This window comes from Hyphomonas sp., assembly GCF_016125515.1.
In the GTDB taxonomy this organism is placed as follows: Bacteria; Pseudomonadota; Alphaproteobacteria; order Caulobacterales; family Hyphomonadaceae; genus Hyphomonas.
The window spans coordinates 66,405-92,649 of record NZ_WGLO01000015.1; the positions used below are offsets into that span (position 1 = coordinate 66,405).

General features: G+C 63.9%; 24 protein-coding genes and 2 tRNA genes. 15 read left to right on the forward strand and 11 right to left on the reverse strand.

Annotated elements, in window-relative coordinates; all coding sequences use genetic code 11:
* Nucleotides 1-16 precede the first annotated feature (16 nt).
* The 3 genes from GC148_RS12410 to GC148_RS12420 form a co-directional block, all read right to left on the reverse strand.
* The gene (locus GC148_RS12410; protein ID WP_291071097.1) at nt 17-766 is read right to left on the reverse strand and encodes a DsbA family protein; all 750 of its coding nucleotides are present in this window, start codon (nt 764-766) and stop codon (nt 17-19) included.
* Between the two features lie 78 nt (nt 767-844).
* Nucleotides 845-2,281 carry a M48 family metalloprotease gene (locus GC148_RS12415; RefSeq protein WP_291071099.1) on the reverse strand — a complete coding sequence of 479 codons (1,437 nt, stop codon included), beginning with the start codon at nt 2,279-2,281 and terminating at the stop codon, nt 845-847.
* A gap of 130 nt (nt 2,282-2,411) precedes the next feature.
* A complete protein-coding gene (locus tag GC148_RS12420; protein WP_291071101.1) occupies nt 2,412-3,479 on the reverse strand; it encodes an extracellular solute-binding protein in 1,068 nt (355 codons plus the stop codon).
* A 228-nt stretch (nt 3,480-3,707) separates the two neighbouring features.
* Here GC148_RS12420 and GC148_RS12425 point away from each other — a divergent pair, with 228 nt between their 5' ends.
* The 4 genes from GC148_RS12425 to GC148_RS12440 all read left to right on the forward strand — a co-directional run bounded on the left by GC148_RS12425 (nt 3,708) and on the right by GC148_RS12440 (nt 6,916).
* Nucleotides 3,708-3,953: a hypothetical protein gene (locus GC148_RS12425; RefSeq protein WP_291071103.1), complete on the forward strand. Its 246-nt coding sequence runs from the start codon at nt 3,708-3,710 to the stop codon at nt 3,951-3,953.
* A gap of 64 nt (nt 3,954-4,017) precedes the next feature.
* Nucleotides 4,018-5,169 carry an FAD-dependent oxidoreductase gene (locus GC148_RS12430; RefSeq protein WP_291071106.1) on the forward strand — a complete coding sequence of 384 codons (1,152 nt, stop codon included), beginning with the start codon at nt 4,018-4,020 and terminating at the stop codon, nt 5,167-5,169.
* A 56-nt stretch (nt 5,170-5,225) separates the two neighbouring features.
* Nucleotides 5,226-6,398, forward strand: a complete 1,173-nt coding sequence (locus tag GC148_RS12435) for an acyl-CoA dehydrogenase family protein (protein ID WP_291071108.1) — start codon at nt 5,226-5,228, stop codon at nt 6,396-6,398.
* Nucleotides 6,399-6,418: 20 nt separating this feature from the next.
* Nucleotides 6,419-6,916: a hypothetical protein gene (locus GC148_RS12440; protein WP_291071109.1), complete on the forward strand. Its 498-nt coding sequence runs from the start codon at nt 6,419-6,421 to the stop codon at nt 6,914-6,916.
* 6 nt (nt 6,917-6,922) lie between these two features.
* On the opposite strand, the gene GC148_RS12445 is transcribed toward GC148_RS12440, so the two are convergent.
* The 3 genes from GC148_RS12445 to GC148_RS12455 form a co-directional block, all read right to left on the reverse strand.
* The gene (locus tag GC148_RS12445; RefSeq protein ID WP_291071111.1) at nt 6,923-7,564 is read right to left on the reverse strand and encodes a sulfotransferase family protein; all 642 of its coding nucleotides are present in this window, start codon (nt 7,562-7,564) and stop codon (nt 6,923-6,925) included.
* Nucleotides 7,565-7,625: 61 nt separating this feature from the next.
* Nucleotides 7,626-8,576 (reverse strand): hypothetical protein, encoded by a 951-nt coding sequence (locus tag GC148_RS12450; protein ID WP_291071113.1) that lies wholly within the window; start codon nt 8,574-8,576, stop codon nt 7,626-7,628.
* 41 nt (nt 8,577-8,617) lie between these two features.
* Entirely contained in the window at nt 8,618-9,433 is an 816-nt protein-coding gene (locus GC148_RS12455; RefSeq protein ID WP_291071115.1) for an RNA methyltransferase, read from the reverse strand.
* Between the two features lie 106 nt (nt 9,434-9,539).
* Between GC148_RS12455 and GC148_RS12460 the strand changes: the two genes are divergently transcribed.
* Together GC148_RS12460 and GC148_RS12465 are read left to right on the forward strand one after the other, a co-directional pair.
* Nucleotides 9,540-9,624, forward strand: a tRNA-Tyr gene (locus GC148_RS12460).
* 35 nt (nt 9,625-9,659) lie between these two features.
* Nucleotides 9,660-9,733, forward strand: a tRNA-Gly gene (locus GC148_RS12465).
* A 20-nt stretch (nt 9,734-9,753) separates the two neighbouring features.
* Here the strand turns inward: GC148_RS12465 and GC148_RS12470 are convergent.
* Entirely contained in the window at nt 9,754-10,476 is a 723-nt protein-coding gene (locus tag GC148_RS12470) for a 50S ribosomal protein L11 methyltransferase (RefSeq protein WP_291071117.1), read from the reverse strand.
* A 123-nt stretch (nt 10,477-10,599) separates the two neighbouring features.
* On the opposite strand from GC148_RS12470, the gene GC148_RS12475 reads away from it, so the two are divergent.
* The 6 genes from GC148_RS12475 (at nt 10,600) to GC148_RS12500 (ending at nt 18,358) form a co-directional block, all read left to right on the forward strand.
* On the forward strand, nt 10,600-12,426 hold the full coding sequence (locus tag GC148_RS12475; protein ID WP_291071119.1) for an SLC13 family permease: 1,827 nt from the start codon (nt 10,600-10,602) through the stop codon (nt 12,424-12,426).
* 123 nt (nt 12,427-12,549) lie between these two features.
* Nucleotides 12,550-13,977, forward strand: a complete 1,428-nt coding sequence (locus GC148_RS12480; protein WP_291071121.1) for a circularly permuted type 2 ATP-grasp protein — start codon at nt 12,550-12,552, stop codon at nt 13,975-13,977.
* A gap of 5 nt (nt 13,978-13,982) precedes the next feature.
* Nucleotides 13,983-14,924, forward strand: coding sequence for an alpha-E domain-containing protein (locus tag GC148_RS12485; protein ID WP_291071123.1), 942 nt, complete (start codon nt 13,983-13,985; stop codon nt 14,922-14,924).
* Nucleotides 14,925-14,934: 10 nt separating this feature from the next.
* Nucleotides 14,935-15,738 carry a transglutaminase family protein gene (locus tag GC148_RS12490; RefSeq protein WP_291071125.1) on the forward strand — a complete coding sequence of 268 codons (804 nt, stop codon included), beginning with the start codon at nt 14,935-14,937 and terminating at the stop codon, nt 15,736-15,738.
* Between the two features lie 25 nt (nt 15,739-15,763).
* A complete protein-coding gene (locus GC148_RS12495; RefSeq protein ID WP_291071127.1) occupies nt 15,764-16,495 on the forward strand; it encodes a proteasome-type protease in 732 nt (243 codons plus the stop codon).
* A 276-nt stretch (nt 16,496-16,771) separates the two neighbouring features.
* A complete protein-coding gene (locus GC148_RS12500; protein ID WP_291071129.1) occupies nt 16,772-18,358 on the forward strand; it encodes an amino acid permease in 1,587 nt (528 codons plus the stop codon).
* A gap of 4 nt (nt 18,359-18,362) precedes the next feature.
* Here GC148_RS12500 and GC148_RS12505 read toward each other — a convergent pair whose 3' ends face one another.
* The gene (locus tag GC148_RS12505; protein WP_291071131.1) at nt 18,363-19,400 is read right to left on the reverse strand and encodes a 2'-deoxycytidine 5'-triphosphate deaminase; all 1,038 of its coding nucleotides are present in this window, start codon (nt 19,398-19,400) and stop codon (nt 18,363-18,365) included.
* A 44-nt stretch (nt 19,401-19,444) separates the two neighbouring features.
* Between GC148_RS12505 and metZ the strand changes: the two genes are divergently transcribed.
* Nucleotides 19,445-20,647, forward strand: a complete 1,203-nt coding sequence (gene metZ / locus GC148_RS12510) for an O-succinylhomoserine sulfhydrylase (RefSeq protein WP_291071132.1) — start codon at nt 19,445-19,447, stop codon at nt 20,645-20,647.
* Nucleotides 20,648-20,672: 25 nt separating this feature from the next.
* A complete protein-coding gene (apaG, locus tag GC148_RS12515) occupies nt 20,673-21,089 on the forward strand; it encodes a Co2+/Mg2+ efflux protein ApaG (protein ID WP_291071134.1) in 417 nt (138 codons plus the stop codon).
* A 6-nt stretch (nt 21,090-21,095) separates the two neighbouring features.
* On the opposite strand, the gene GC148_RS12520 is transcribed toward apaG, so the two are convergent.
* Both GC148_RS12520 and GC148_RS12525 read right to left on the reverse strand, forming a co-directional pair.
* Nucleotides 21,096-22,145, reverse strand: coding sequence for a hypothetical protein (locus GC148_RS12520; protein WP_291071136.1), 1,050 nt, complete (start codon nt 22,143-22,145; stop codon nt 21,096-21,098).
* Nucleotides 22,146-22,244: 99 nt separating this feature from the next.
* Nucleotides 22,245-23,426: an acyl-CoA dehydrogenase family protein gene (locus tag GC148_RS12525; RefSeq protein ID WP_291071138.1), complete on the reverse strand. Its 1,182-nt coding sequence runs from the start codon at nt 23,424-23,426 to the stop codon at nt 22,245-22,247.
* A 239-nt stretch (nt 23,427-23,665) separates the two neighbouring features.
* On the opposite strand from GC148_RS12525, the gene GC148_RS12530 reads away from it, so the two are divergent.
* Nucleotides 23,666-24,586: an ROK family protein gene (locus GC148_RS12530; protein ID WP_291071140.1), complete on the forward strand. Its 921-nt coding sequence runs from the start codon at nt 23,666-23,668 to the stop codon at nt 24,584-24,586.
* 82 nt (nt 24,587-24,668) lie between these two features.
* Here GC148_RS12530 and GC148_RS12535 read toward each other — a convergent pair whose 3' ends face one another.
* Nucleotides 24,669-26,216, reverse strand: a complete 1,548-nt coding sequence (locus GC148_RS12535; protein ID WP_291071141.1) for a Fic family protein — start codon at nt 26,214-26,216, stop codon at nt 24,669-24,671.
* Nucleotides 26,217-26,245 lie beyond the last annotated feature (29 nt).

Consider the following 26,245-nt stretch of genomic DNA (forward strand, 5'->3'; position numbering starts at 1 on the left):
CCGTAAAGCGGCGAGGTCAGCCCTTCAGGGCAGCTTCGATGGCGGCTTCCACGGCGGGAACGTTGGCGCCTTCGATGTGCTGGTCGCCGATGAAGAAGCCCGGCGTGCCGCCGATGTCGAGCGCGCTGCCGAGCGCTTTCATGTCGGCGAGCTGTTGCTGCACGGCCTTGGACTTCATGTCCGCCCGCATCTTGGCGACGTTGATGCCTGCAGCGGCGGCGAGTTCGTCGATCTTCTTCTCGGTCAGGTCGTCATTGTTCTTCAGCGCCATCAGCGCGACGTGCAGGTCGAGATATTTGCCCTGCTTGCCGGCGGCGAGGGTGGCGAGCGCGGCGGTCTCGCTGATGCCGCCGAAGATCGGCAATTCCTTGAAAACGACGCGTACCTGTCCGTCATATTCCTCCGGCAGGGCGCGTACCCAGTCGACCGAGCGTTTGCAGAAGCCGCAGCGATAGTCGAAGAATTCCACAACCGTGACCTTGGCGTCGGCCGGCCCGATCGAATAGTCGGAGGCCTGGCGGTAGAGCTTGTCGGCATTGGCCTTGATCGCGGCCTGCGCGGCGGCGGCCTTGGCGGCCTTCTCGCGGTCGCCGAGCGCGATCAGTGCCTCTTCGACGACTTCAGGGTGGGCCACGATGTAGTCGTGGACGATCTTCTCGATTTCAGCCTTGCTGGCGCTGCCCGCGCTCGGCTGGGCACAGGCGGGCAGGAGGGCCAGGGCCGTGAAGGCAAGGGCCAGGAAAGGTTTCTGGAGGAGGGGCGTCATGCGGCGTCGGTCCTGTGAATGAATCTGGCGGGACTATAGGCAAGAGGAGCCCTTCGTCCACCCATGCTCACACAGGCGTTACCGGCGGGCTGTAGCCGAAAAGTCTCCGAAGGGCATGTCCCGTCCCCCCGTTTCAAGCGAAAGGCGAGAAGACCTGCCGTAGCGCTCGTAGAACTGCCGGTTGTCCGGGTTGTTCGCATCCGTGATCAGCAGGATGTCATCGGCCCGGCGGTAGGTGGTGGTGCCCTTTTCCAGCGCGGCAACGGCGCGGCGCGCGAACGCGTTGGCCCGGACGATATCGCCCACCCAATAGGCGGACTCGGCAGTGGCAAGCTGAGCTTCGGCCCGGCGGTCCTGATTTTCCAGTGTGATGGCGAGTTGGGCCCAGGCAAAGGCATTGTCCGGCTCGGCGACGAGCGCATCGCGCAGTGCAGTCTCGGCCAGTTGGTAGTCGCCCTCTTCACCGCGCGCGTTGAGCGAGCGGGCATAGTTGATCAGGAACAGCGGCTGGCCGGGAATGAGCTCCAGTGAACGCTTGTGCGGCTCGACCGACTCTGCGGCGCGGCCGCTTTCGAACAGGATCTGGCCCTTGAGCTCGTTGAAATACGGATTGTCCGGCTCGTCAGCCAGCAGTGTGTCGGTTGCATCGAGCGCCGTCTGGATGTCGGACGCCTGGAAGGCCGAGATTGCGCGGGCATAGCGGGCAGGTTCGCTCTTATCGGTCGGCGGATATTCGCGGCGTACCTTGAGCGGCGAGTCCAGGAACCCGATCAGCTTGGCGCGCATCATCTCGTACTGCTTCTGCACATGCGGGGACGCAGGCGTTTCCATCAGGCCGGTAGCCTCTGCAAGGCCCCGGACGGTGCGGATACGATCAGAGGCGAGCGGGTGGGAGCGGAAATAGGGGTAACGGCGCGCGTCCGAGAGCACTTCCTGATAGCGGAAATTCTCGAAGAATTCGACGAGGCCGGCCGGCGATTCGCCGAGCGCCGAGAGGTATTTCACCGCCGCGGCGTCGGCCGAGGATTCCTCGGCGCGCGTGTGGACGTAGAAGTTCAGGGCTGCAAACTGGCTGGAGCTGCTGATCAGCGCGGCGCCGGCGCCAGGCTCGCCGGCGGCAATGGCGAGGATGCCGAGGCCGATCGACACCAGGGCAGGGCGCATCGCGACCGAGGCCGCATGCAGGCGCGCAACTGTGTGGCCGCAGGCGATGTGGCAGATTTCGTGGCCGATGACGCCCTTGATCTGTCCGGGGCTTTCGGCGGCGATCAGAAGGCCGGTGTGCAGGTGGATCCGCTGGCCATTGGCGACGTAGGCGTTGAGGGTCGGATCATTGAGGACAATGATCTGGACATCCTTCGGCACCAGGCCCGCCACGTCCAGGATGGGGTCTGTCCACTCGCGCAGCGTATCCTCGATCTCGGCGTCGCGGATGGCGCTCTGCGCTGACGCGCTGAAGGCCAGCATTGCGGTGGCAGCAACAGCAGCAACGGCCCGGAGCAGTTTTGAAGCCATGCAGGAAAACTCCAGTTGAAGGCAGAAGCCTAAGGCTGAAAGCCTGTAAAAGCGAGGCTCCGGGACAGCCGTTACTGATTTGTCAGGTTCCGCCTGTCGCGAATGTGAACACGTCGATCCGGCTGGCCGTTCAGTTCCATCCGGCCCGGTCATAGATCGCCTGGGCCTCGGCGAGGTTGGCACCGAGGTCTGAGAGGGGAAAGTCGCTCGGCTTGAAGTCCGCAAGCAGTTCGAGCCCTTCCGGCATCGGCGCCCCGGCCACAACCGGGTATTCCCTTGTTTCCGAGGTCAGCAGGCCCTGGCCTTCGGGCGTTGCCAGGAATTCGATGAACCGAAGCGCGAGATCCGGCGCATCCGCGGTCGAGGCGACCGCTGCGCCGGTGATGTTGATGTGGGTGCCGGCGCCGTCCTGGTCGGGGAAAGACACCAGCGTCTTGGCGGCCGTCAGGCGCTCCTCTGTCGTGCCGGTTGCCAGGCGCACCCAGTAATAATGGTTCACCAGCGCGACCGCGCATTTGCCGGCCGCGACGGCCTCGATCTGCGCCGTGTCGCCGCCTTCAGGGGCGCGGGCGAAGTTCGAGGCGGCGCCGCTTGCCCAGGCTTCGGCGGCGTCACTGCCGATCCGGCTGATGAGTTCGCTCAGCAGGGACAGGTTGTAGATGTGGGTGCCGGAGCGCACGCACAGTTCCCCCTTGAGCCGGTCGTCGGCCAGGTCCGCATAGGTATCAACTTCTTCCAGAGGCAGCAGCTGGGGGTCATAAACGACCACACGCGCGCGCTTGGCGAGCCCGAACCAGTTGCCATCCGGCTCGCGCAGGGGCTCCGGAATGGCCTTTTCGAGCGCGTCCGAACGGACGGGCTGCGTGAAGCCGGCTTGCTGGAACTGGTAGAGCGCGCCCGCGTCCGCAATCAGCAGCACGTCCGCCGGACTGTCGGCGCCTTCGGCTTTCAGCGCGTCCAGAAGCTCCGGCGCGCCGGATTCGCGCACGTCGATGCGGACGCCGTTTTCTTCCTCGAACCGGGCGTACAGGACCGTGTCGGACTCGTAGGTGCGGGTGGAATAGATGCTCAGCACCGGACGGTCGTCGATCGCGCTCTCTGAAAGCGCTTCCTGAGCTGGCGCAGACCCCTGAGGGGCCGGTTGGCCGCATGCCACGAGCAGGGCGAGCGCGCCGGTCGCGGCAAAGCTACGAAGCATTGGAAGCTCCTTGCGGCCGGCTTGATACCCGCCATGGTTGAGAATCATTCGCGATATTCACGCAGCATCCTCCCTTTTACCCCGAGTTTTCCGAGAAATAGCCCGGAACTTGCACAGGTTGTCTCGCGCGGCAGGCGAGCTGTGCCAAGAATGTATTGTTGCAGGTGCGAAATAGTTTTTGCCCGGGTGGATTGTCTGTTAAGACTTTGTGAAGGAACGGGGGTTGCGATGGCTGACATTGTTCTCGATTTCGAACTCGACGGCGATGACGAAGACGTCCGGCTGTCGGCGGCAATCGACTCGTTTCTCATGCAGCATGACAGTGAAGATGGCGCAGAGCCGTTCGATCTGGACCTGATGGTGCGCACCGTTTTCGGTCCCCATGGGCAGCGCCTGAAGCGGCTGGTGTTCCAGCAGCGCGACATAGCAAACGCCTTTGATTCCTTCTGGTCGGCGTTTCGTCGCGCCTCCTGAGGCTCTTTCGCTCAGTTGAATGTCGCCCGTCCGGCTTCTAAACCGGCCCAAAGGCGCACTCCGCATGTCATCTTCCTCCTCAACGCCGCGTGTCGGCATTATCGGCGCAGGCATCATCGGCCTCTCGGTCGCCTATGAGCTTGCTGTGCGGCGCGGCGTTCGCGTCACCGTGCAGGACGTGCGCCCGCCCGGGCGGGGGGCGAGCTGGGCGGCGGCCGGCATGCTGGCGCCCGCATTCGAAGCGGCGGCAGAACCGGGCGTTCATCCCCGCCTTTTCGAACTCTGTCTCGAGGGCGCCGCGCTGTGGCCCGAATTCGCTTCGGAACTTGCGGCCCGCACGGGCGCCAGCGTCGGGCTGGACGAGACCGCCTCGCTCGCCGTCGCGCTGGATGACGCTGAGGCCGCTCGCCTGGCCCGCATCGCCGGGACGCTCGCCCTGAAAGGCATTGCCCACGACGGGCTGACCGGCGATCAGATGCGGGCGGTGGAGCCCGCGCTCAGCGCCGAAGTGCGCGGCGGATTGGAGCTGTCCACCGACTTCCGGGTGCACAACCGGCTGACCGTGACCGCCTTGCTGAAAGCCCTGACCGACAGCCCCAAGGCAACCTTTGCAAATGGCCCTGCGCCGCTGCGCTCCGTTGGCGGCAAGCTGGTGCTGGCCGGGCACGATACCATTGTCGTTGCGGCCGGATGGGAAAGCGCGTCCGTGAAGGTTGAGGAAAACGGCCAGCTCTACAGCCTCGTGAACTGGGAAACCGCTCTGGACGAGATCGACTGCCATGGCGGGCAGATGCTGTCGGTGAAGGCGGGCGAAGGCGCGCCGGTGCGGGTGGTGCGCGCCGGTAATATCTACCTCGTGCCACGCCGCGGCGAAGTGGTGATCGGCGCCACGATGGAACGAGACCGCGTCATCGATGCGCCTGAAGCGGACGTCATCGATGCCTTGCGCCTGGCGGGCGGGGCGCTGTGTCCGGGCCTTGCCGATGCGCCGGTCGTCGAAAGCTGGGCCGGCGTGCGCCCGGGCACGCCGGATCATGCGCCCTTCATCGGTCCGACTTCGACGCCCGGCCTTTTCGTGGCGGCGGGCCACTACCGCAACGGCATCCTGCTGGCGCCGGTTTCGGCCCGGATCATCGCCGACCAGATACTTGGCATCAGCGCCGGCGACCTCGCCGCGGCCTTTTCGCCGCACCGCGCCTTTGCCGCGACGGCCTGACGCTGGACGGGCGGTAGGCTGCGCCTTAAGTCTCGCCGTCAGAGGGAGACACACAGATGCACACCATCCAGCCGATGACCGAGGACCAAGCTGCGATCCGCGATGCCGTGGCCAAGACGCTGGAGCCGTTCGACGACGCTTATTGGGCGAAGACGGACGAGACCGGCGATTGGCCGGAGGAATTCTGCAACGCGATGGCCAAGGGCGGCTGGCTCGGCATTGCCTTCCCGGAAGAGTATGGCGGCGCAGGCCTGGGTCTGACGGAAGCCGCGCTGATGATGCAGACCGTGACGCGCACGGGCGCGGGCTATTCCGGGGCTTCGGCCATCCACCTCAACATCTTCGGGCCGAAGCCGCTGGAGAAATTCGGTAATCCTGAACTGAAGCAGGACAGCCTGCCCAAGATCATTTCGGGCGAGGAGAAGATGTGCTTCGCTGTGACCGAGCCGAACTCCGGCCTCGATACGTCCAGCCTCGAGACGAAGGCCGAGCGCACAAACAAGGGTTACGTCATCAACGGTCGCAAGATCTGGACGACGGGTGCTCAGCGTGCGGACAAGATCCTGATCATCGCGCGCACCACGCCGAAGGACCAATGCTCGAAGCCGCACCTCGGCCTGTCGCTTTTCTATACTGATCTCAACCGCGACCGGATCGAGGCCAAGCCGATCCCGAAGATGGGTCGCAAGGCGGTCGAGTGCAACGCGCTGTTCATCGACAATCTCGAAGTGCCGAAGGAACACCTGATCGGCGAGGAGGGCGCAGGCTTCAAATACCTGCTGCAGGGCCTCAATCCGGAGCGCGTGCTGTTCGCCGTCGAAAGCGTGGGCCTCGGCTTTGCCGCGCTGGAGCGGGCCGCCCGCTATGCCAACGAGCGCGTCGTGTTCGGCCGCCCCATCGGGCAGAACCAGGGCATCCAGCACCCGCTCGCCCGTTCGTGGGCGGAGCTTTCGGCCGCCGAACTCCTCGCCTACAAAGCCGCCTCGCTCTACGATGCGGGGCTGGAGTGCGGCGCCGAGGCCAACGCCGCAAAATATCTTGGCACCGAAGCGGGCTTCACCGCGTGCGAGACGGCCGTTCTGACGCATGGCGGCATGGGATATGCGCGCGAATACCATGTCGAGCGCATGATGCGCGAAGCCATGCTCGCCCGTATCGCTCCGGTCAGCCGCGAGATGATCCTGAACTTTATCGCCGAACGCGTGCTGGGCTTGCCGAAGAGTTATTGAGCGGATATTTACCCGCTTTAATGAAAACAGAAAAAGTATTGGGCGTCGATTTTGGCGGCGTCATTTCGGACCGTGTCGCTGACAATTCAGACACATCCTTCTTCGCAGACCGTTTCCTGGAAACGCCAATGGTCGACGGCGCGTTTGATGCGTTGCTGCGGCTTTCGGCCGGGCCATTCGAAGGGCGGGTCCATATCATTTCCAAGGCGGGACCGAAGATTCAAGAGCGCACGCGCCTCTGGATGAGTTACCATCAGTTCACGGACCGTACGGGAATTCCTGAGACCAATGTGCACTTTTGCCGCGAGCGCCCCGACAAGGCGCCGATCTGCAAGCGTCTGGCGGTCACCCATTTTGTCGATGATCGGGTGGACGTGCTGAGCTATCTGGAGATGGTTCCGGTCAAGTTGTTGTTCCGCGCGCGGATCGACGACGCAAGAAGCGATCCCGCCCCGTTGCCGTCAGGCATCGCCTGCGTGATCGGATGGGCCGAAGCCGAAGCCGCGCTCATGCGCTGAGCGGGGTCAATTTGGGCCCGCGCCCTTCATCAGCTCGAAGAACTCTTCCGTGCTGTTGGTGCGCGGGTAGGGCGTGGTGGGTACGGGCACGCCGAGGTGAGCGCAGAGCGGTTCCCATCCATCCTTCGCGGAATGAACAAGCAGCCGGTCCGCCGGAATGGCCGCCTTTACGGCCGCCTCATGCGCCTTGAAGACTTCAATCAAGCCCGCAGGATCCGTGACACCGCCCAGGCTGCGGTCGATGACGACACGCGTGACCATTGTCAGCCAGTCCGTCATATGCGGCGGCCAGTTGGGGCGGTCGAGCAGGACCTTCAGGATCGTGTCGGAGAAGCTCTTCACCCAGCTTTCGGGTGTGCGCGACGACAGGATCACCTTTGCACGGGGATAGGCCGCGGCCATTTCGCGCCAGAACGCGGCCGTCGGCCAGTCAACCGCTGAATGATAGCCGTCGAAGATCGCCTCGAAGATCGCCTCGAAGTCCGGCTTGCCATCAGCCGCCGCGCTCCAGAGCTGTACCTGCGCCGGGCCGGTCTTGATGACCTCTTCCATATGATGGCAGGGGCCGAAGCCCAGTTGCTCAAGCGCCTGCTTGAGAGACAGTGTGCCCGTGCGACCAAAGCCGGCACTGAATACCTTGATCGTCATTTAGTCCCCCCAACGCATTTTGCGTCATTGAGGCCAACATAACATGAAGGCGCAACGCCGACTATCGCTTCCCGAAGAAGCGGATTGCGCCGAACAGGCCGGCGATAGCAGAGCCGAGCCCGCCGAGCAGGACAAACAGCGGGTTTGCCTGATCGGCAAAGGCGATGGCGCGGTTGATGCCGGAAACCTTGACCGTGACCGTGTCACGGTAGGTGCGCAAGGGCGTGACGGAATCGGTATCGATCGCGAAGATCTCGAACGTCAGGTCCTGTTCGCCGGCGGTCATGGGTGTGACGGCCCAGCGCCAGGTATTCTCCGTGATCGGAGAAAGTTTCTGGATGCCGGGCGAGGTCTCGACGATCTCGAAGCCCGCGCCGGAAAGGCGCACCTCAACCCGGTCCGACACCTTGGCTTCGCCTTCTGCAATCATGCCACGTCCGGGCAAGGCATCGGCGGCCGTTTCGTCGCCGGTTGCATCGATTGCGAACGTCACGTTGAACTGGCGCTTGTATTCGGCCGTGCGCGGCGTCTCGTGCGCGACCGGAACAGTCTTCAGCGTGTCCTCGAATGACGGGGTCGGCTCCGGCACCGCAATTGCGGGCGACGCCTCGGGTTCGGCGCTCACCGCGCCGCCAGGCGAAGGCGGCATCATAACGCCCGGGCCTTCTTCCATCTCTACCTTGAAGTTGAGATCGTCGTTCGCTGTGGGCTGGACTTGGAATTCGAAATCCTCGCCCGCTCCGGCGGGCGCTGCCATCCGTTCTCCGGAAACGGCGTCACTGGCTGCCGACTTGGCCGCCGGCGCCGCGGCGGCTTCCGGCTCAGGTTCGGGCATCGCCGCGTCGTAGGGTTCTTCGGCCATGGCGTCGGTCGCCATGTCTTCGATGGGCGCCGATTCGACGGCCGCCATTTCCATCTCTTTCGGGGCATATCGCTCCAACAGGGCGGCGCCGCCGAGACCGGCGACCAGAAGACCTCCAAGCACGAGCAGAATGGACAGGATGCGCAGCATGACGTGGTCTCCCCGATGGTTCAGTTAACACTAGCAGAGGTTCAGGCAGTCGGAAAACCGCTTCGGCTCGCCTCATAAAAGGCAATTGCGGCAGCATTTGAAACGTTCAGGCTCTCCATCTCGGCGGCGATGGGGATGCGCGCGAGTTCGGCGCAGGCCTTGGCGACGGCCGGGCGCAGGCCGGGACCCTCGGCGCCGAGGACGACGGCGATCTTGGGCGCGCCCCTTACGGCAAGGTCGAGCGGGCGCTGGCTTTCGCCGGCGAGGCCTACGGTATGGAAGCCGGCCTCGCCCAACTGCTCCAGCGCGCGGGCGATGTTGACGGTGCGCACTTCGGCGACGGTTTCGATCGCACCGGCGGCGCTTTTGGCCACTACGCCGGTGATCGGCGGCGCATTTCGGGTCTGCAGCACCAGCCCGGTGAAGCCGAAGGCGGCTGCAGAACGGAAGATCGCGCCCAGATTGTGCGGGTCCGACACCTGGTCGAGCACCGCGATGCGGGTCGCGCCCTCGGCGATCAGGTCTTCCAGCGCCACCGGCTCGAGCGGCTCGGCCTTCACGGCGATGCCCTGGTGCACGGCGCCGGGTGGCAGGCGGTTGTCCAGGTCGCGGGCCTGCACGGTCTGCGGGGTAATTTGCGTGTGGGGCAGGCGCTGGCCCGCATTTTCGGTCACCAGCAGCTGATGGAACCGGCGATCCGGGTTGGCCAGGGCCGCCAGCACAGCATGGGTGCCCCACAGCCAGACCGGCCCGCCCTCGACTTCCCGCTCCGGACGGGCAAAACGGCTCTGGTCCGGCCGGCCTTGCGGACCGCCGGGGGGCCTGCTGCCGGGCCGTTTTGTATGGTTGCGCGCCATGAGGTTCATCCTTATAAGGCCGCTTCCGGCGTGGATCGGGGGTTTGGAAACAGCCCTTTTGAAGCGACGGCGCGGCGGCGTCAAACGGCGTTGGCGCGGGTCCCGTGGAGGGATGGGAGAGTGGTTAAATCCACCAGACTGTAAATCTGGCCGCCTAGCGTACGCTGGTTCGAATCCAGCTCCCTCCACCACCCCGCCAATGCCGCCGCTTTCGCGGCCCTGACGGGCGGGTATAGCATAATGGTAATGCACCAGCCTTCCAAGCTGTGTATGTCGGTTCGATTCCGTCTACCCGCTCCAGTCTGCCCCCGGCATTGCAGCTACAACGCCCAGACGCGCGCCCGGCGCATGCTGACGCCTTCGAGGTCCAGATTGGTCGAGATGTCATATTCGGCGAGCGGAAGAATGCCGCCCTTTGGAGCGTAGGCCCGGCCCGGATCGCCGACATAGACCTGCGTGCCTTGGGCCTTGGCGGCCGCCAGCCAGGCGAGAAAGCGCTCCGCCATCTGTTTCTGATAGAAGATGTCACCAGCGAGAATGACGTCCACGCCCGGCGGCGGCGCGTCCAGCAGGTTCCCCCCGCGCCAGCCGATTGTCACGCCGTTCGCCTCAGCATTGAGGGACACCGCGGCCTCGCACAGCGGATCGATGTCGTTGGCCAACACCTCGGCGGCACCGGCCAAGGCGGCGGCCAGTCCGATCAGTCCGCCGCCCGCGGCGATGTCGAGGACGCGCTTGCCCGCGACGAGGTCCGGCCGGGCCAGAATCAGACGCGCGACCGCCTGGCCGCCTGCCCAGGGAAAGGCCCAGAAGGGCGGCTCCAGTCCCTGGCGCTCCAGATCGGCTTCGGTTGCGGTCCAGACCGGAGTGATTTCATCAGCCTGCCAGACCTGCATCGGACGCCGTTCGCCGCCGCGCACGAAGTCCAGACCGGCCACACGCTCCAGACGCGTATTGGCCTGGATGAAGGTGCGCATCGCCTCCAGATCCGCAGGTGCGGGCGGGCGCGGTATCCGGTCTGAATCTGCTTTGTGATCCGTCATCAGGCGCCCGCCTTACCATCTTCCACTCAACAGGCGAGTAAGATTTACAACACCGTCAGACAGTTGCGCTGGGGCGCGGTTCAGGCTTGTCTGGGGGCGGTGTCAATTGCGCCAGGGACCCACATGCTCGCACCGATCCTCGAGAGCTCGACCTTCCAGATCGGCTTCGTGCTGTTGCTGGTGGTCATTGTGTTTTTTGGTTTCGTTCGGGAAAAGATCCCGGCCGACGTGGTCGCGCTCCTGGCGATGGGCGCGCTCATGTTGACCGGCATCCTGTCGGTGGGCGACACATTGTCGGTCTTCTCCAACGCCGCGCCGATCACCGTTGCGGCGATGTTTGTCCTGTCGGCCGCGCTGGAGCGGACGGGTGTGATCGATTTCGTGGGACGAATCGTTGCGCGGTTTGCCCAGAACGGTTCGCCGATCCTGGCGGTTGTCGCCATGATGGTCGGCGTGATGGTCTTGTCCGCTTTCATCAACAACACGCCGGTTGTGATCATCCTCATCCCGGTTGCCATGCGGCTGGCGCGGGCCATCGGCGTGTCGCCCTCAAAGCTGCTGATCCCCTTGTCCTTCGCCGCCATCTTCGGCGGCACCACGACTTTGATTGGTACGTCCACAAACATTCTGGTCGACGGTGTGGCCCAGCGCGAAGGCATGCCTGCATTCGGCATGTTCGAGATTACCATGGCGGGCATCATGTTTGCCGCCGTCGGCATTCTTTACGTATCGGTGCTCGGGCCGTTCCTGCTGCCGAAGCGGGAGACGCTGTCTTCCATGCTGCCCGACAACAAGGAGCGCCGCTTCGTCGCGCAGATCCTGATCCCTCTGAGCTCTGACCTCGTCGGCAAGAAAATCTCCGAAACGGGCTTCACGGCCGAGAAGGGGTTCACCGTCATCGATGTATTCCGTGAGGGATTGTCGCTGCGCACCAATCTCAAGGAGATCGTCCTGCGGGCGGGCGACCGGATGGTGCTGCGCTCACCGGTTTCGGAAATGCTGACCCTGAAAGAAGCCGGCAATGTCGCCATCGGCGCGCAGGTCAACGCGCCGGCATCGTTCGAGCCGGTGCAGACGACCGAGACCGTGGTGATGGAGGGCGTGATCGGACCGCAATCGCGCCTCATCGGCCGCCGGCTGGCCGGGCTTGGCCTTGCCCGTCTCTATGGCGTCTACGTTCTGGCGATCCACCGGCGCGGGGAAAACATGGCCCGCCAGATCGACGAATTGCGGTTCGAGGTGGGCGATACCGTTCTGGTTGAAGGTCCGCCGCGCGGCATGCGCGAGATGTTCGATGACGGCGCTCTCAACAATCTCACCGAAAGTACAGAGCGGTCGATCCGTCGCGACAAGGCGCCCATCGCGATCGGCGCGGTCTTGCTCGTCATGGGGCTCGCCGCGATCGAGCTGATGCCGATCGCGGGCCTCGCGATCATCGCGGCGACGGCTGTGGTTGCGTTCGGCTGCCTCGATCACCAGGAAGCCTACCAGTCGATCCGCTGGGATATCCTGATGCTCATCTTCGGCATGTTGGCGCTGGGAATCGCCATGGAGAAGACCGGCGCGGCGGCGCTGGTGGTCGGCTTCCTCAGCACGATTTCTGCCGGCATGGGGCCGTTGGCGTTGCTGGTCATCGTCTATTTCTTCACCTCGATGGTCACCGAGATCATGAGCAACAACGCGGCGGCGATCCTGATCACGCCGCTCGCCATCGGTCTTGCTGAGCAGATCGGCATCGATCCGCGGCCCTTCATTGTCGCTGTGATGTTTGCCGCCAGTGCGAGCTTCGCGACACCCATCGGCTACCAAACGAACACGCTGGTCTACCGGGCAGGCGGGTACAAGTTCCTCGACTTCGTCAAATTCGGCCTGCCGCTGAACCTGACCTTTGTCGTCGTTGCCGCCTTCGTGATTCCGATCTTCTGGCCGCTGGTGCCGGTCGCGCCTTAATGCTTTGCTGAATTTTCAGGCAGGCCTTCCGGCCGTTTGCCCGCGGTTTTGGCAAGGCTGGGCAGGCTGTTTCTCTTGAGCGAAGGCCATTGAGCCCGGGTAAAACCCGCGTAAGGTGGCCGCATGGGAGAAACTCCAACGTTTTTCAATGAGATGGACGGCAACGGTGAGCGTCCGCGCGCACCTTATGCCCGTTACGGAGACTGGTTTGCGGGCGAGCCGCCCGAACGCCTGCGCCGCAAGGCGCGCGAGGCGGAAACCTTCTTCCGGCGCACCGGCATCACGTTCAATGTCTATGGCTCCGAGGCGGCTGACGAACGGCTGATCCCGTTCGACATCGTGCCGCGCATCATTTCAGCCAAGGAATGGTCGCGGCTGACGCGGGGCATCGAGCAACGTGTGCGGGCCATCAATGCCTTCCTCAATGACATCTACCACCGTCAGGAAATCATCCGCGCGGGGCGCTTGCCAGCCGAGCTGATCGAGAACAACGATGCCTTCCTGCCGAAGATGATCGGCGTCACGCCCCCCGGAAACATCTACACGCATATCGTGGGCGTGGATCTGGTCCGCACCAGCGAGAACGAGTTCTTCGTGCTCGAAGACAATGCGCGCACCCCGTCCGGCGTCTCCTACATGCTGGAGAACCGGGAGACGATGCTGCAGATGTTTCCGGAACTGTTCACGAAGATCCGTGTCCGGCCCGTCAGTGACTATCCGAAAATGCTGCGCCGCTCGCTTGCCGCCTGCGCGCCGCCCGCTTGCACCGGCCGTCCAGTGGTGGCCGTACTTACGCCGGGCATACACAACTCGGCCTATTATGAGCATGCCTTCCTTGCCGACCAGATGGGCGCCGAACTGGTCGAGGGTCACGACCTGCGCGTCGTCGATGGGCGGATCGCAATGCGCACGACGCTCGGCTACACGCCGATCGACGTGCTCTATCGCCGCGTCGATGATGACTATCTCGACCCGCTGAACTTCCGGCCCGATTCCTATCTCGGGGTTCCCGGCATCCTCGACATCTACCGCGCGGGCGGTATCACCATCGCCAATGCGCCGGGAACCGGCATCGCCGACGACAAGGCGATCTACTCCTACATGCCGGATATCGTGCAGTTCTATACGGGCGAAAAGCCGATCCTGAAGAACGTGCCCACCTGGCGCTGCTCGGAGCCGTCTTCGCTCGCCTATGTGCTTGAACACCTGTCCGAACTCGTCGTGAAGGAAGTTCACGGATCGGGCGGCTACGGCATGCTGGTTGGGCCCGCTGCGTCGAAGAAGGAAATTGAAGCGTTCCGGGCCAAGCTCGCGTCCAAGCCGGGCAACTATATCGCGCAGCCGACCCTTGCGCTGTCGACCGTGCCGATCCTGACGCGCGCCGGACTGTCGCCGCGCCATGTGGACCTTCGCCCGTTCGTGCTGGTGTCGCCGGACGGAATCGAGATCACGCCCGGCGGCCTCACGCGCGTTGCCCTGAAGAAGGGATCGCTCGTCGTCAATTCAAGCCAGGGCGGCGGCACCAAAGACACCTGGGTTCTGGAGGACTAGGCGCGATGCTGGGCAAAACCGCAGGCGGCCTGTTCTGGATGTACCGCTACCTCGAACGGGCGGAGAATACCGCGCGTCTGGCCGATGCCGGCTTTCGCATCGCCCTCACGCGTTCGGATCATGCCGAAGACGAGTGGGCCTCGATCATCGACACCGCCTCGGCGAGGGCCGCGTTCGCGGCCGTCGATGGCAAGTTCGACGGGCCGAGCGTGATCAACTTCCTGCTGCGCGATCCACAGAACCCGTCAAGCGTCATTTCGGTGACCGAGGCGGCACGCAACAATGCGCGGCTCGTGCGCACGGCGTTGACCCGTGAAGTCTGGGAAGCGGTGAACGAAACCTGGATCACGCTCAAGGACACGCTCGCCCGGCCGGTGCGCGAAACGGATCTTCCCGATGTGCTCGGCATGATCCGCAAGCAAAGCGCCCTGGTGCGCGGCGCCACCGTCGGCACGATGCTGCGTAACGATATCTACAATTTCGCCCGCATCGGTACCTTCATCGAACGGGCCGACAACATCGCCCGCATCCTTGATGTGAAATACTACGTGCTGCTTCCATCGGTGCAGCTCGTCGGATCCACGCTCGACAATGTGCAATGGGAAACCATCCTGCGTTCGGCGTCTGCGGAACGCTCCTTCCGCTGGCTGCATGGCGGCGAGACGCGTCCGCTCACCATCGCGGATTTCCTGATCCTCGATCGCCGCATGCCGCGCTCGCTGCTCTATTGCATGCGCAAGATCGCCGGCAATCTCGGTTATCTGTGTTCGGACTATGGCGTGCGCCGGCCCAGCCTCGATTTCGTGCTCGGCCTGCGTGACGAGCTGGAGGAACTCGACATCGATCAGGTAATGGAGCGCGGTCTGCACGAATTCCTGACCTACTTCATCAATTGCAACAACGTTCTTGCCGGGCATGTCGAGCAGGACTTCCGGTTCAACAATTGAGGCAAGTGCGATGCGCCTGAAGATCAATCACGCCTCCCGCTACCGCTATAACAGCCCGGTTTCCTATGGGCTGCTTCAAATCCGGCAGACTCCGAAATCACGGGTCGGTCAGGAGATCATCCGCTGGGATCTTCACGTCGACGGCGGCAAGGTCGAGGCCGAGTTCGAGGACCAGAATGCCAATTGGGTGCAGTTGATCAGCCTCAATGAAGGTGGACAGGAACTGACCATCTCCAGCGAAGGCGAAGTTGAGGTCGAGGACCGTGCCGGCGTCATCGGCGCGCATCGCGGGTTCACGCCGCTCTGGCTGTTCCAGCGTACCACGCCGCTCACCCGGCCGGGGCCGCTATTGCGCAAGCTTGTGAAAGCCTCGCCGGATGCGTCGGAAGGCGACATTGCGCGCCTCCACGCCATCGCCGGGCAGGTGCGCGAGGCGATCGCCTACGAGCCCGGCTGGACCGACACCGACACCAAGGCGGAGGACGCGCTCGAAGCCGGGCGGGGTGTCTGCCAGGATCATGCCCACGTCTTCATCGCGGCAGCCCGTTTGCTCGGGTATCCCGCCCGCTATGCCGGCGGCTATCTGATGATGAACGACCGGGTCCAGCAGGATGCCGGCCATGCCTGGGCGGAAGTCCATGTCGACCGGCTCGGCTGGGTCGGCTTCGACGTGTCGAACGCGATCTCGCCGGACAGCCGCTATGTTCGCGTGGCGACAGGCCTTGACTACCGGGAGGCGTCTCCGGTCTCTGGCATGCGTTTCGGCGCCTCCAGCGAATCGCTGGACGTGTCGATCCAGGTGCAACAACAATAAGAACTACGCCTCACGGTTTCCTCCCATGACTTATTGCGTCGGTCTCAAGCTCACCAGCGGTCTTATGTTCCTGTCTGACACCCGCACCAATGCCGGCGTCGATAATATCTCCCGCTTCCGCAAGCAGTTCACCTGGTCGGTGCCGGGCGAGCGCGCGCTGGTGCTGATGACGGCGGGAAACCTCGCAACGACGCAGGCCGTGGTCAGCCTCCTGGAAGAGCGCACCAAGGCGCCGTCCGAGCGCCGCCCGTCGATCCTGGAATTGCCCACCATGTTCCAGATCGCCCGCCATGTGGGAGAGACCCTGCGCGAAGTGATCCAGTCGAACGCCATGAGTGGTCAGTGGGCGGACTCTTCCTTCAATTCCACGCTCATTCTCGGCGGGCAGGTGAAGGGTATGGAGCCGCGCCTGTTCATGATCTATCCGGAAGGCAATTTCATCGAGGCGAGCGATGACACGCCCTTCTTCCAGATCGGCGAGACCAAGTACGGCCGGCCCATTCTTGTGCGCGCCTATGATCCCGACATGGCCATCGAGGATGCCGCCAAGCTTCTGCTTGTTTCCTTCGACTCCACCATCAAGGCGAACCTGTCGGTCGGCTTGCCACTCGATATGCAGGTGATCGTGAAAGACGCCCTGCGGCTCGGTCCGAGCAAACGGATCGAGGCGGACGATCCCTATTTCAGGACCATTTCCAATGGCTGGGGCGACGCGCTGAAAAAGGCGTTCGACTCACTCCCGCCTTTCAGCTTCTAGGCCGTTCCGGTCCAGCCCCGTTTTGACGCTGGAAAATAGCGCGGTTCTCCTTTGAGGCGCGCTGTAACACGGCTGCGGGCAAGGCTGTCAGGCGAGGGGCGGGGCAACCACATGCCCGCCGTCTGCGTTCTCTCTGCCGGAGCCTGCAGCGGGGTCAGAAAGCTGTCGCGCACGCGGGGCCCGTCTTGCGTCCGCCATCCATTCAGATAGGCTTCGGATAAATCAGGGGCCGTGCGAGGGGCATGGCCGGGCAGCAACCAACCAGGACCCATGCAGATGATCTTTGATCGGGTTAAGTCGCTCGACGCCATTTTGGCGACGGCTGAAAAGAAGTCGCTTCATCGCTCATTGGGCGCCTTCCAGCTCACCATGCTGGGCATCGGCGCCATCATCGGGACGGGTATTTTCGTGCTGACAGCCGCCGCCGCCCAGAAGGCCGGCCCTGGCATGATGTTCTCTTTTGTGATCGCGGGCTTCGTCTGCGCGGTTGCTGCGCTGTGCTATTCCGAACTTGCCTCAATGGTCCCGGTCTCAGGTTCGGCCTACACCTATACCTATGCCGTGCTCGGCGAGTTGATGGCCTGGATGGTCGGCTGGGCGCTGATCCTCGAATACGCCGTGGCCGCCTCGGCGGTGTGCGTCGGCTGGTCGGGCTACGTCATGGGGCTGGTACAGAGTACGACCGGCCTGGCCTTGCCGGATTTCCTCGCGTCGGGACCAGCCTGGGGCATGAATGGCTTCATCCCAACCGTTGATTTCAGCCACGGCGTCATCAACCTGCCGGCCATCGTCGTGGCCGGCCTCGTCACCTGGCTGCTCGTTCTCGGCACCAGCGAAAGCGCCAACGTCAACGTGATCCTCGTGGCCATCAAGGTCACCGCGCTCACCGCCTTCATCGTGCTCAGCCTTCCGATCCTGAAGGGTGAGAACTTCTCGCCGCTCATGCCCACCGGCTTCTTCGGTGAAAACGGTCTCGGCGTGGTCGGGGCTGCGGCCTCGATCTTCTTCGCCTATGTCGGCTTCGATGCGGTCTCCACTGCAGCTGAAGAAACCAAGAACCCGCAGCGCAACGTGCCCATCGGCCTGATCGGCTCGCTCGGCATCTGTACGATCTTCTACCTGCTCGTTGCTGCCGGCGTTGTCGGCACGGTCGGCGCCCAGCCGATCCGCGATGCAGCCGGCATGGTCCTTTCGCCGGACGGCGTCGCGTTCGCAGACCGCTGCGCCGAACTGAAGGCGCTGGGTGAAAACCCCATCGCCTGCTCGAAGGAAGCGCTCGCAGAAACCCTCCGCCTGATGAATTTCGGCATGGTCGGCGATCTGGTGGGCCTTGCCGCCTCGATCGCGCTGCCCTCGGTCATCCTGATGATGATCTACGGCCAGACGCGCATTTTCTTCGTGATGGCCCGCGACGGCCTTCTGCCGGAATCGCTCGCTGACGTGCACCCCAAGTTCAAGACACCCTGGAAAATGACGATCTTTACGGGTATCTGCGTGGCGGTCGCCGGGGCCTTCTTCCCGGTTGGTCAGTTGGCGGACATTTCAAACTCCGGCACGCTGTTCGCCTTCTTCATGGTGGCGCTCGCCGTGATGATCCTGCGCCGCACGGATCCCGGCCGTCATCGTCCATTCCGCACACCGCTGGTCTGGGTCGTCGCGCCGCTGGCTGCTGCAGGCTGCCTCGGGCTCTACCTGAACTTGCCGCTGATCGCGAAACTCGTCCTTCCGATCTGGGGCGCCGTCGGCCTCGCGATCTACTTCCTCTACAGCCGCGGCCACAGCCATGTCGGCCTTGGCCGCACGGAAGTGCACGAACTGGACAAGGATGCGCCGCCGCAACCGGTTCCGCCGGTCACGGATTGATCCGTCAGCCGGCGAAATGCTTGGAAAGTTTCAGGCCCTGGCCCTGGTAGTTTGATCCCTGTCCGCCATAGAGCCCCCTGGGCCGGGCGGACATGGGTTCATAGATCAGCTTCGCGACGGGCTGGCCGTGTTCGAGGATGAACGGCACGTCGCGCGAGCGCACTTCCAGCACCGCGCGGCTGCCCGCCTTGTTCATGCCGAAACCAGGATCGAAGAAGCCGGCATAGTGCGCGCGGAATTCGCCGAGCTCCGGCGCAATCGGCGCCATCTCGGCGGCTTCGTCGGGAGCGACCTTTACTGTTTCGCGGCTCACTAGAATGTAAAATTCTTCTGGGTTCAGGACGATCCGCCCGTTGCGCGGATAAACCGGCTCCCAGAACTGGCCCGCCTCATGCGCGCCGATCCCGCGCAGGTCCACGACGCCGGAATGGTGCTTCGCGCGGTAGCCGGCCGGCCGGCCCGGCTCAGGCTGCAGATCGATCGACACGACCTTTTCCTTCAGCGTTTCCGGCTTCTTCCGCTTGAACCGGATCTGCGCCAGGCGGTCGCCGGGCCGTACCATGATCGGAAAAGTGCGGGGGCTGACCTCCAGGTAGAGCGGGCCGGAATAGCCGGTCGGCACTTCGTCGAAGGCCTTTGCGCGATTCGTCACAAGCCGGGTGAACACGTCGATCCGGCCGGTGGAGCTTTTCGGGTTCGCCCGCGCGGCAAGCCCGGAGGGCAGGCGAAGCGATTCCTGCAGGGGCACAAGATAGACGCATCCCGTCTCCAGCACGGTGCCTTTTTCGGTCAGGTCGATGCGATGGAGATGTACGCCGGGGTCCTGCAGCAGGTCCACAACGGCCCGGTCCCTGCCGGGCAGGAAGCTCGCCCGCAGGCGGTAGGCATCCTCCGCCAGGCGCAGGTCCAGGCTCGCCGGCTGGATCTGTCCCGGCTCCAGCGCGAGCGTGCTGCGGACCGCGCCCGCAGCCTCCAGCGCCTCGATCTCGAAATCGGGAAGAACCCCGGCCACATCCAGCATCACTTGCACCCCATAGGTCATCAGGCATAAGTCCCTCTCCCGGAAACACAAGGACGAGCGCTGACATGGCTGATGCACCCGGCTCAGATGACCCCAAGGGCTGGAAGCCTGCCACCCAGGCGGTGCGCGGCGGCCTGATGCGGTCCCAACACGGCGAGATCTCCGAGGCCATCTTCCTGACCTCGGGCTATGCGTATGACTCGGCCGAGCAGGCCGAAGCGCGCATGGCCGGCAAGGAACCGGGCTTCGTCTATTCCCGCTATGGCAGCCCGACGGCCGAGATGCTGCAGCAGCGCCTCGCCCTGATCGAAGGCGCCGAGGCCTGCCGGGTTACCGGCTCCGGCATGGGCGCCATCTCCTCGGCCATCCTGGCGCCGCTGAAAGCGGGTGACCGTGTGGTCGCCGCGACGGCGCTGTTCGGTTCCTGCCGCTGGATCATCGCCAACCAGATGCCCAAGTTCGGCATCGAAACGACTTTTGTGGACGGCGCGGACCTCGCGGCCTGGGCGCGCGAGATCGGCAAGGGCTGCAAGCTCGTGCTGATCGAAAGTCCCGCGAACCCCTTGCTCGACGGTGTCGACATTCCCGCCGTCGCCCGGCTTTGCAAGCAGGCCGGCGCGCTGCTGGTGGTCGACAACGTCTTCGCCACCCCCGTGTTGCAGCGTCCGCTCGAACTGGGCGCCGACGTCGTGGCTTATTCTGCCACCAAGCACATGGACGGGCAGGGCCGTGTCCTCGCCGGCGCAATCCTTGCCAGCGAAAAACTGATGACCGAGGTCTACGATCCCTGGCTGCGGCACATGGGGCCCGCCTGTTCGCCGTTCAACGCCTGGGTCGTCCTGAAGGGGCTCGAGACCATGCAGCTGCGCGTGGAAGCGCAAAGCCGAATCGCTGCGACGCTCGCCGATCTGGTCGCCGAGCACCCCGCCGTGCGTGCTGTGCGCTATCCGCACCGCCCCGATCACCCACATTACGAAATTCATAAGAAGCAGATGAAGTCCGGCGGAACGCTTCTGGCGATGTCGCTGAAGGGCGGTCAGGACGCGGCGTTCCGCTTCCTCAACGGGCTCCGGATTGCCGATATCTGCAACAATCTGGGCGATACGAAGACACTGGCCTGCCATCCGTCGACCACCACGCACCGGGCCCTTTCGGACGCTGAACAGGCGGCGATGGGACTCGACCGGAGCTGGGTCCGTGTCTCGGTAGGGCTTGAGGATGTGGACGATCTTGCGGCAGACTTTTCGGGCGCACTCAACGCGCTGTGAAGAGTTGATTACCAAGCCTCCGCCGATGGCCCGTCGTCCTGCGCCTCCCCAGTATGAAGCCGTCACGGACGGTGTGCGCATCCGCGTCCGGCCGCGTTTCCTTCACGACGAGTCCGAGCCGAGCCGCAGCCGGTACATGTGGTCCTACACGATCGATGTGGAGAACGAGAGCGAGCGGGTCTGGACCATTGCGCGGCGCCATTGGCAGATCATTGACTCGGCCGGGCGGATGCAGGCCGTGGATGGTGACGGCGTGATCGGCCAGACGCCCACGCTCGGGCCCGGTGAGCGCTTCACCTACATGTCAGGCGCGCCGCTCGCGACACCCTCCGGCATCATGAGTGGCACCTATGATCTTGTCGGAGAGGACGGTCAGGAGATGGTGGCGATCATCCCGACCTTTTCGCTCGACAGCCCGTACGATACGTCGCTGCCGAGCTGAGCGGCCTTACTTGATCAGCGTCGGCTGGCCCGGCAGAGGCTTGCCCGTATCGATGACCCGGAAGTGCAGCGCCATGAATTCCGGCGTGAACAGCGTCTGCAGGTCGCCCGGCGCGAGCACGCCGTTCCATTCGGCGAGCTGCTCCGGACCGCTTTCGGCATAGAGAACCGTTGCGCCGGCCTCGTCCACGAGGATCGCGCCATACTCCTGCAACGCCTTGGCGATCACCTTGGCGGCGGGCGACAGCAGCGTGTTGTCGAGGTCATAGTCTGGGTCCAGCTGGATGCGGGCGCCCATCGGCAGGCCGATATGACGTGCGCTCTCAGCGTCAGCTGCGGACAGCGCCGTGCTGGCCGGCGGCAGGAACTTGCCCGTCTGGGCAATCGGATAGGCAAAGGCCAGTGCGTGGTCGATCCGGCCGGCTTTCACTTCATCGACGCGGATCAGCCCCGCGATCAGCGGCACACCGGATGGGCGCGCGCCTGCGGACAGGTCGCTGCGCTCTGCTTGCATCCAGGGTTTCGAAACGCCGGTACCGGACAGGTCCACCACCGCGCCGAAACCGGCAAACCAGTCGCCCTCGGGCGTCTTGCCGAGTTGGCGGGTATCCCAGGCGAGGTTTCGCACGGGATCGACCAGCGTGAAGTAATTGCTCTGGGCCGGCGTCGCGCCTTCGGGCAGGGCGTCGAACGGCAGCGGCACGCGCTCATTCGGCGCGAAGCCCGGGCCGTAATGTCCGGCATAGAGCGGGCGCACACTGCGCAGCGGCGCCTGCGTGGAGTCGAAATACTCAACCATCACCGACCAGTCGGGCATGTTCACATAAAGTGCGCCGCCCACGCCGAGATCGGCCACCAGAACGTCCGAATTCGGGTCAATCCGCGCATCTTCCGGGATCTTCGTGTTCCACGGGCTGTCGGCCGAGAAGGGGCGCCATTCCGCAGCAGGCTCTGCCGCAACGGTCAGCGCAGTCGGCAGGATCTGGCCTGTCTGGGCACAGCCCGCGAGCAGGGCGGCGCCAAACAGGACAGCCGCAGGAAGTTTCTGGCGCAACATGGATCAGTCTCCGAACGCAGGTTTGGCCGGCTCACTGCAAGATATCTGCCAGCTCGCCCCAGCGGCGAAATCTGCGCACAGAGCGGTTGCGCCGCGTGGTTAAAGGCCCAGCACGGCCTTCGCCATGATATTGCGCTGCACCTCGTTGGAGCCGCCATAGATCGAGGCGGCCCGGTTGTTCAGGTAGCGCGCCATGCCGGTCACAAGCGCTGGGTCGCCCAGCACGTCCACATTGGCGCCGGGTTGCCAGGCCGCCGGCTGGTACACGGCGGCATGCACGCCCGAAGCCTCGATCGACAATGTGTCGATCGCCTGCATCAGTTCCGTGCGCTGGATCTTCAGCATCGAGGCGGCTGGCCCCGGCGGCTGGCCGCTGGTCAGGTCGGCCAGGATGCGCTGCTCGGTCGTGGTGATCGCATCGAGGCGCGCCGCCACGCTGCTCAGCCGCCGCAGGAGGCCCGGGTCCGTGTCGGCCGCCGCAAACACCACCTGTTTGAGCCGCGACAGACCTGCGTGAAGCCCCGCCGACGATCCGCCGCCCCGCTCGAACTCCAGAAGGTATTTCGCGACCGACCAGCCATCATTCTCTTCGCCCAGCCGGCCGGATTTCGGCACGCGCACATCGTCAAAGAACACCTGGTTTAGCTCATGCTCGCCCGCCAGCGTGATGATCGGATCCACCTTGATGCCGGGCGTTTTCATGTCGAGCAGCAGGAAGGTGATGCCCGTCTGAGGCTTCGCGCCCGGATCCGTCCGTACAAGGCAGAACATCTTGTTGGCGTGGTGGGCGTGCGTCGTCCAGATCTTGGTGCCGTTCAGCACATAATGGTCGCCGTCGCTCACGGCGCGCAGTTGCAGCGAGGCGAGATCCGATCCCGATCCCGGCTCGGAATAGCCCTGGCACCAGTAATCCTCGCCCGCCAGCAGGCGGGGCAGGTAATGGGCTTTCTGTTCCGGCGTGCCGTATCCGATGATGCACGGCCCCACCATCGCAAGACCCATCGGCGACAGGCCGGGCGCGCCCGCCAGTGCGCATTCGGAGGCAAAGATGTAGCGCTGCATTTCGTCCCAGCCGGTGCCGCCATATTCCTTCGGCCAATGCGGCGCGACCCAGCCGCGTTTGTGCAGGATGCGCTGCCACGGCATCGTGAACTCGGGCTCGATGAACACGCTGGTCGCCAGCCGCCCGGCATCGGCCAGTTCCGGCGTCAGGTTCTCGGCGAGGAAGGCGCGCACTTCCGCGCGGAATTCAACGTCTTCGGGCGTCAGGTCCAGGTTCATCTTATGTGGTCTCCCCGCGCAGACATGTCGCCGGGGGAGGCGTGTCTGATTATCCGCGAGCAAGCTGCCAGAATTGCCGCCCCCCGCCAACTCCGCATGGCCGCACCTGCCGCGACGTCCACCCTCATGGCCTGCGCAATTGCACCACTCCGTGTAAGCTTTTCGCAACAGGGCGCATGTGAGGTTTACGCCCGCCCGCATGCGCGTGCCTCTGCGCCTTGGCTAACGGATACCTAACCATGACGAGCGAGAAACCCATCCTGATCGGCGGCATCGATGCCGGCGGCACCATGTTCAAATGCGCCCTGGCAGAGCCCGGCGGGCGCCTGATTGAAACCGTGCGGGTGCCCACCACGACACCGGCCGATACCATCGCCGCCTGTCTCGATTTCTTCCGCTGGGAGCTGGACTCCCGTTCTGCAAAGCTCGGCATCCTCGGCATCGCCAGCTTCGGTCCAATCAATGTCGACCCTGCCTCGCCGGATTACGGCACCCTGGGTGAGACGCCCAAGCCCGGCTGGAGCGGCACCCGCCTCAGCGGCCGTTTCTTTTCCGGGCTCGGCGCGCCGATTGTTCTGGACACGGATGTTAATGGCGCGCTCGCCGGCGAGATCGAACTCGGGGCGGCCAAGGGCGTGCGTACGGCCGCCTATGTCACCATCGGCACGGGTATCGGCGCCGGCGTCCATGGCCCCGGCGGCTATCTGGCGCGCCCCGCCCATCCGGAGATCGGCCATATCCGCGTCCAGCGCCACCCGGACGACACCGCCTTCGCCGGCACCTGCCGCTTCCACCGGGACTGCCTGGAAGGCCTCGCCAGCGGCACATCGCTGATTGCCCGCTATGGCGACCCGGCCGAACTCGCGTCAGACGATCCCGTCTGGGACGTTGAAGCCTTCTACATCGCTCAGGCCTGCGCTGCGCTGGTGCTGACTACCCGGCCCGACCGGATCCTGCTCGGCGGCGGCGTGATGCAGGCCGCTGGCCTTGTGCCCAAGGTGCGCGCCGCCTTTGCCCGGCTGATGAACGGCTATCTCGGCCTCTCCGACGCCGACATCGAAAACCTGATCCAGCGCCCGGCCCTCGGCGACAATGCGGGCCTCATCGGCGCCGTCACACTCGCCCGCCAGAACCTGAAAGAACCAGCCTGGAGCGGGTGAGGGGCACCGAACCCCCGTGGTCAGCTTGAGAAGCTGATCAGGTTGCGGAAAGGGGCTTACCTACGCGTCCACACAAGCGAGCTCAAGGGACGACTGGACCGAAGGCTTCTGTATAGACCGCCTCGGCCCAGACAGCTTCCTCGGACGTCAGAGCCGCAAATTCACTCTCTCGCGCACGCCTGGACAAGGTGCCATTGTTTTGCCTGAGAAAGCGAAACAATAGATCGAGGCGGGCATCAGGAAGAGCCAGCCTTTGTTCAATACGTGTCTTGAACTGGTCGTAGCGTTCAAGGAACAGGAGTTCTTCCGGCAGGTCCTGTTCTATCGTCTGGGCAACGCATTCGAACAGGAACTGGACGTGCGGTGTGGCGTCAAAGTAGCGGTAGAAGTCAGCCGTCTCGTTCAGGACTTCGACATTGTGGGTTTGTGTTTCCCGCCACTGAATGAAGGGCAGGATGCGGTCTGAATGGGAGCGGAGTGTGTCCCGATACTCGATGATGCGTGACAAAAAGGCACTCGATACGGGGAAGACGAATCCAGGCGGATTGAATTTTGAGGCTGTGAGCTGATGGTGGATAAGATATCGATGGATGCGGCCGTTTCCGTCTTCGAACGGATGGATATAGACAAAGCCAAATGCAATCAGCGCTGCTGCGACGATCGGATTGAGGCCGGACGCATTTGTATTCGCAAAATTGAGCAACCCCGCCATTAGTACCTGAAGGTCTTTAGCCCGAGCGCTGATATGTTCAGGCAGGGGCGCGCCGCTGTGGCGATCACGTTCTCCGACAAATCCACCTTCGATACGGTAGCCCATCCGCATGAAGCGGGCATCTGGAATGACGATCCTTTGCAGGCGGCAGAATTCTTCGTGGCTCAGGCGATTGCGTCCCGCTTGGGCGATGGCCTGTCCCCAGCTTTGAAGCCGGTCCTGTGGTGGGTTTTCGCCCTCGATGGCAAAGGACGAGCGGGAGTCGGCGAGCAGCAGGAACGCCGCCGCCCGGGCAACAAGGTCATTGCCGATTGGTCGGATAATTGCTGCAGCCTCGCCGGCAAGGTCGCGTTCGAGGAATGCTTTGATTTGCGGTGTAATGGTGACCAGCGGACAATAGTCCGTTGACCCCGGCAGGTTGTTCCGGACCCTGTGGCGTTGCGAATTGGTCCCACTCCGCGCAATCTGAATGTCCGGGTTCAACGCATGTGTGTAACCTACGGCGCCCGCGTCGGGCAGGTCGATTTTGGTGTCTGTCAGCCATTCAAAGAAGAACCAGGCGCGCCTTGCATATTGGCCGTTCGGGCTGGTCCGAACCATGTGTTCGACTGGTGCCGCCCCGGTCTTCTTGAAGAGGGCTTTCAGGATCAACAGGTCGACGGGCTCATAGCGGAGCGCGAAAGTCATATGTCCGGCGAAACCTGGATCCGGCAGATGGCGCGGAGAATAGAGCTGCCAGCCATCTGCAGTCATCTCGGCAAAGCTTGGCTTTGCTCCGCTCAGCACCCGCGGGAGCGGGATATCGAGGTCGAAGGCGTGGATCAGGGCCGCATAGCCGCATAGCCGCACACCTTCGGGAACGTGGCGATCGCGAAAAACCCTCAAATCGGGCGAAAAATCATATTTTTCCTCGGGCACGATGAGAAACCTTCAAGATCCAGATCTGA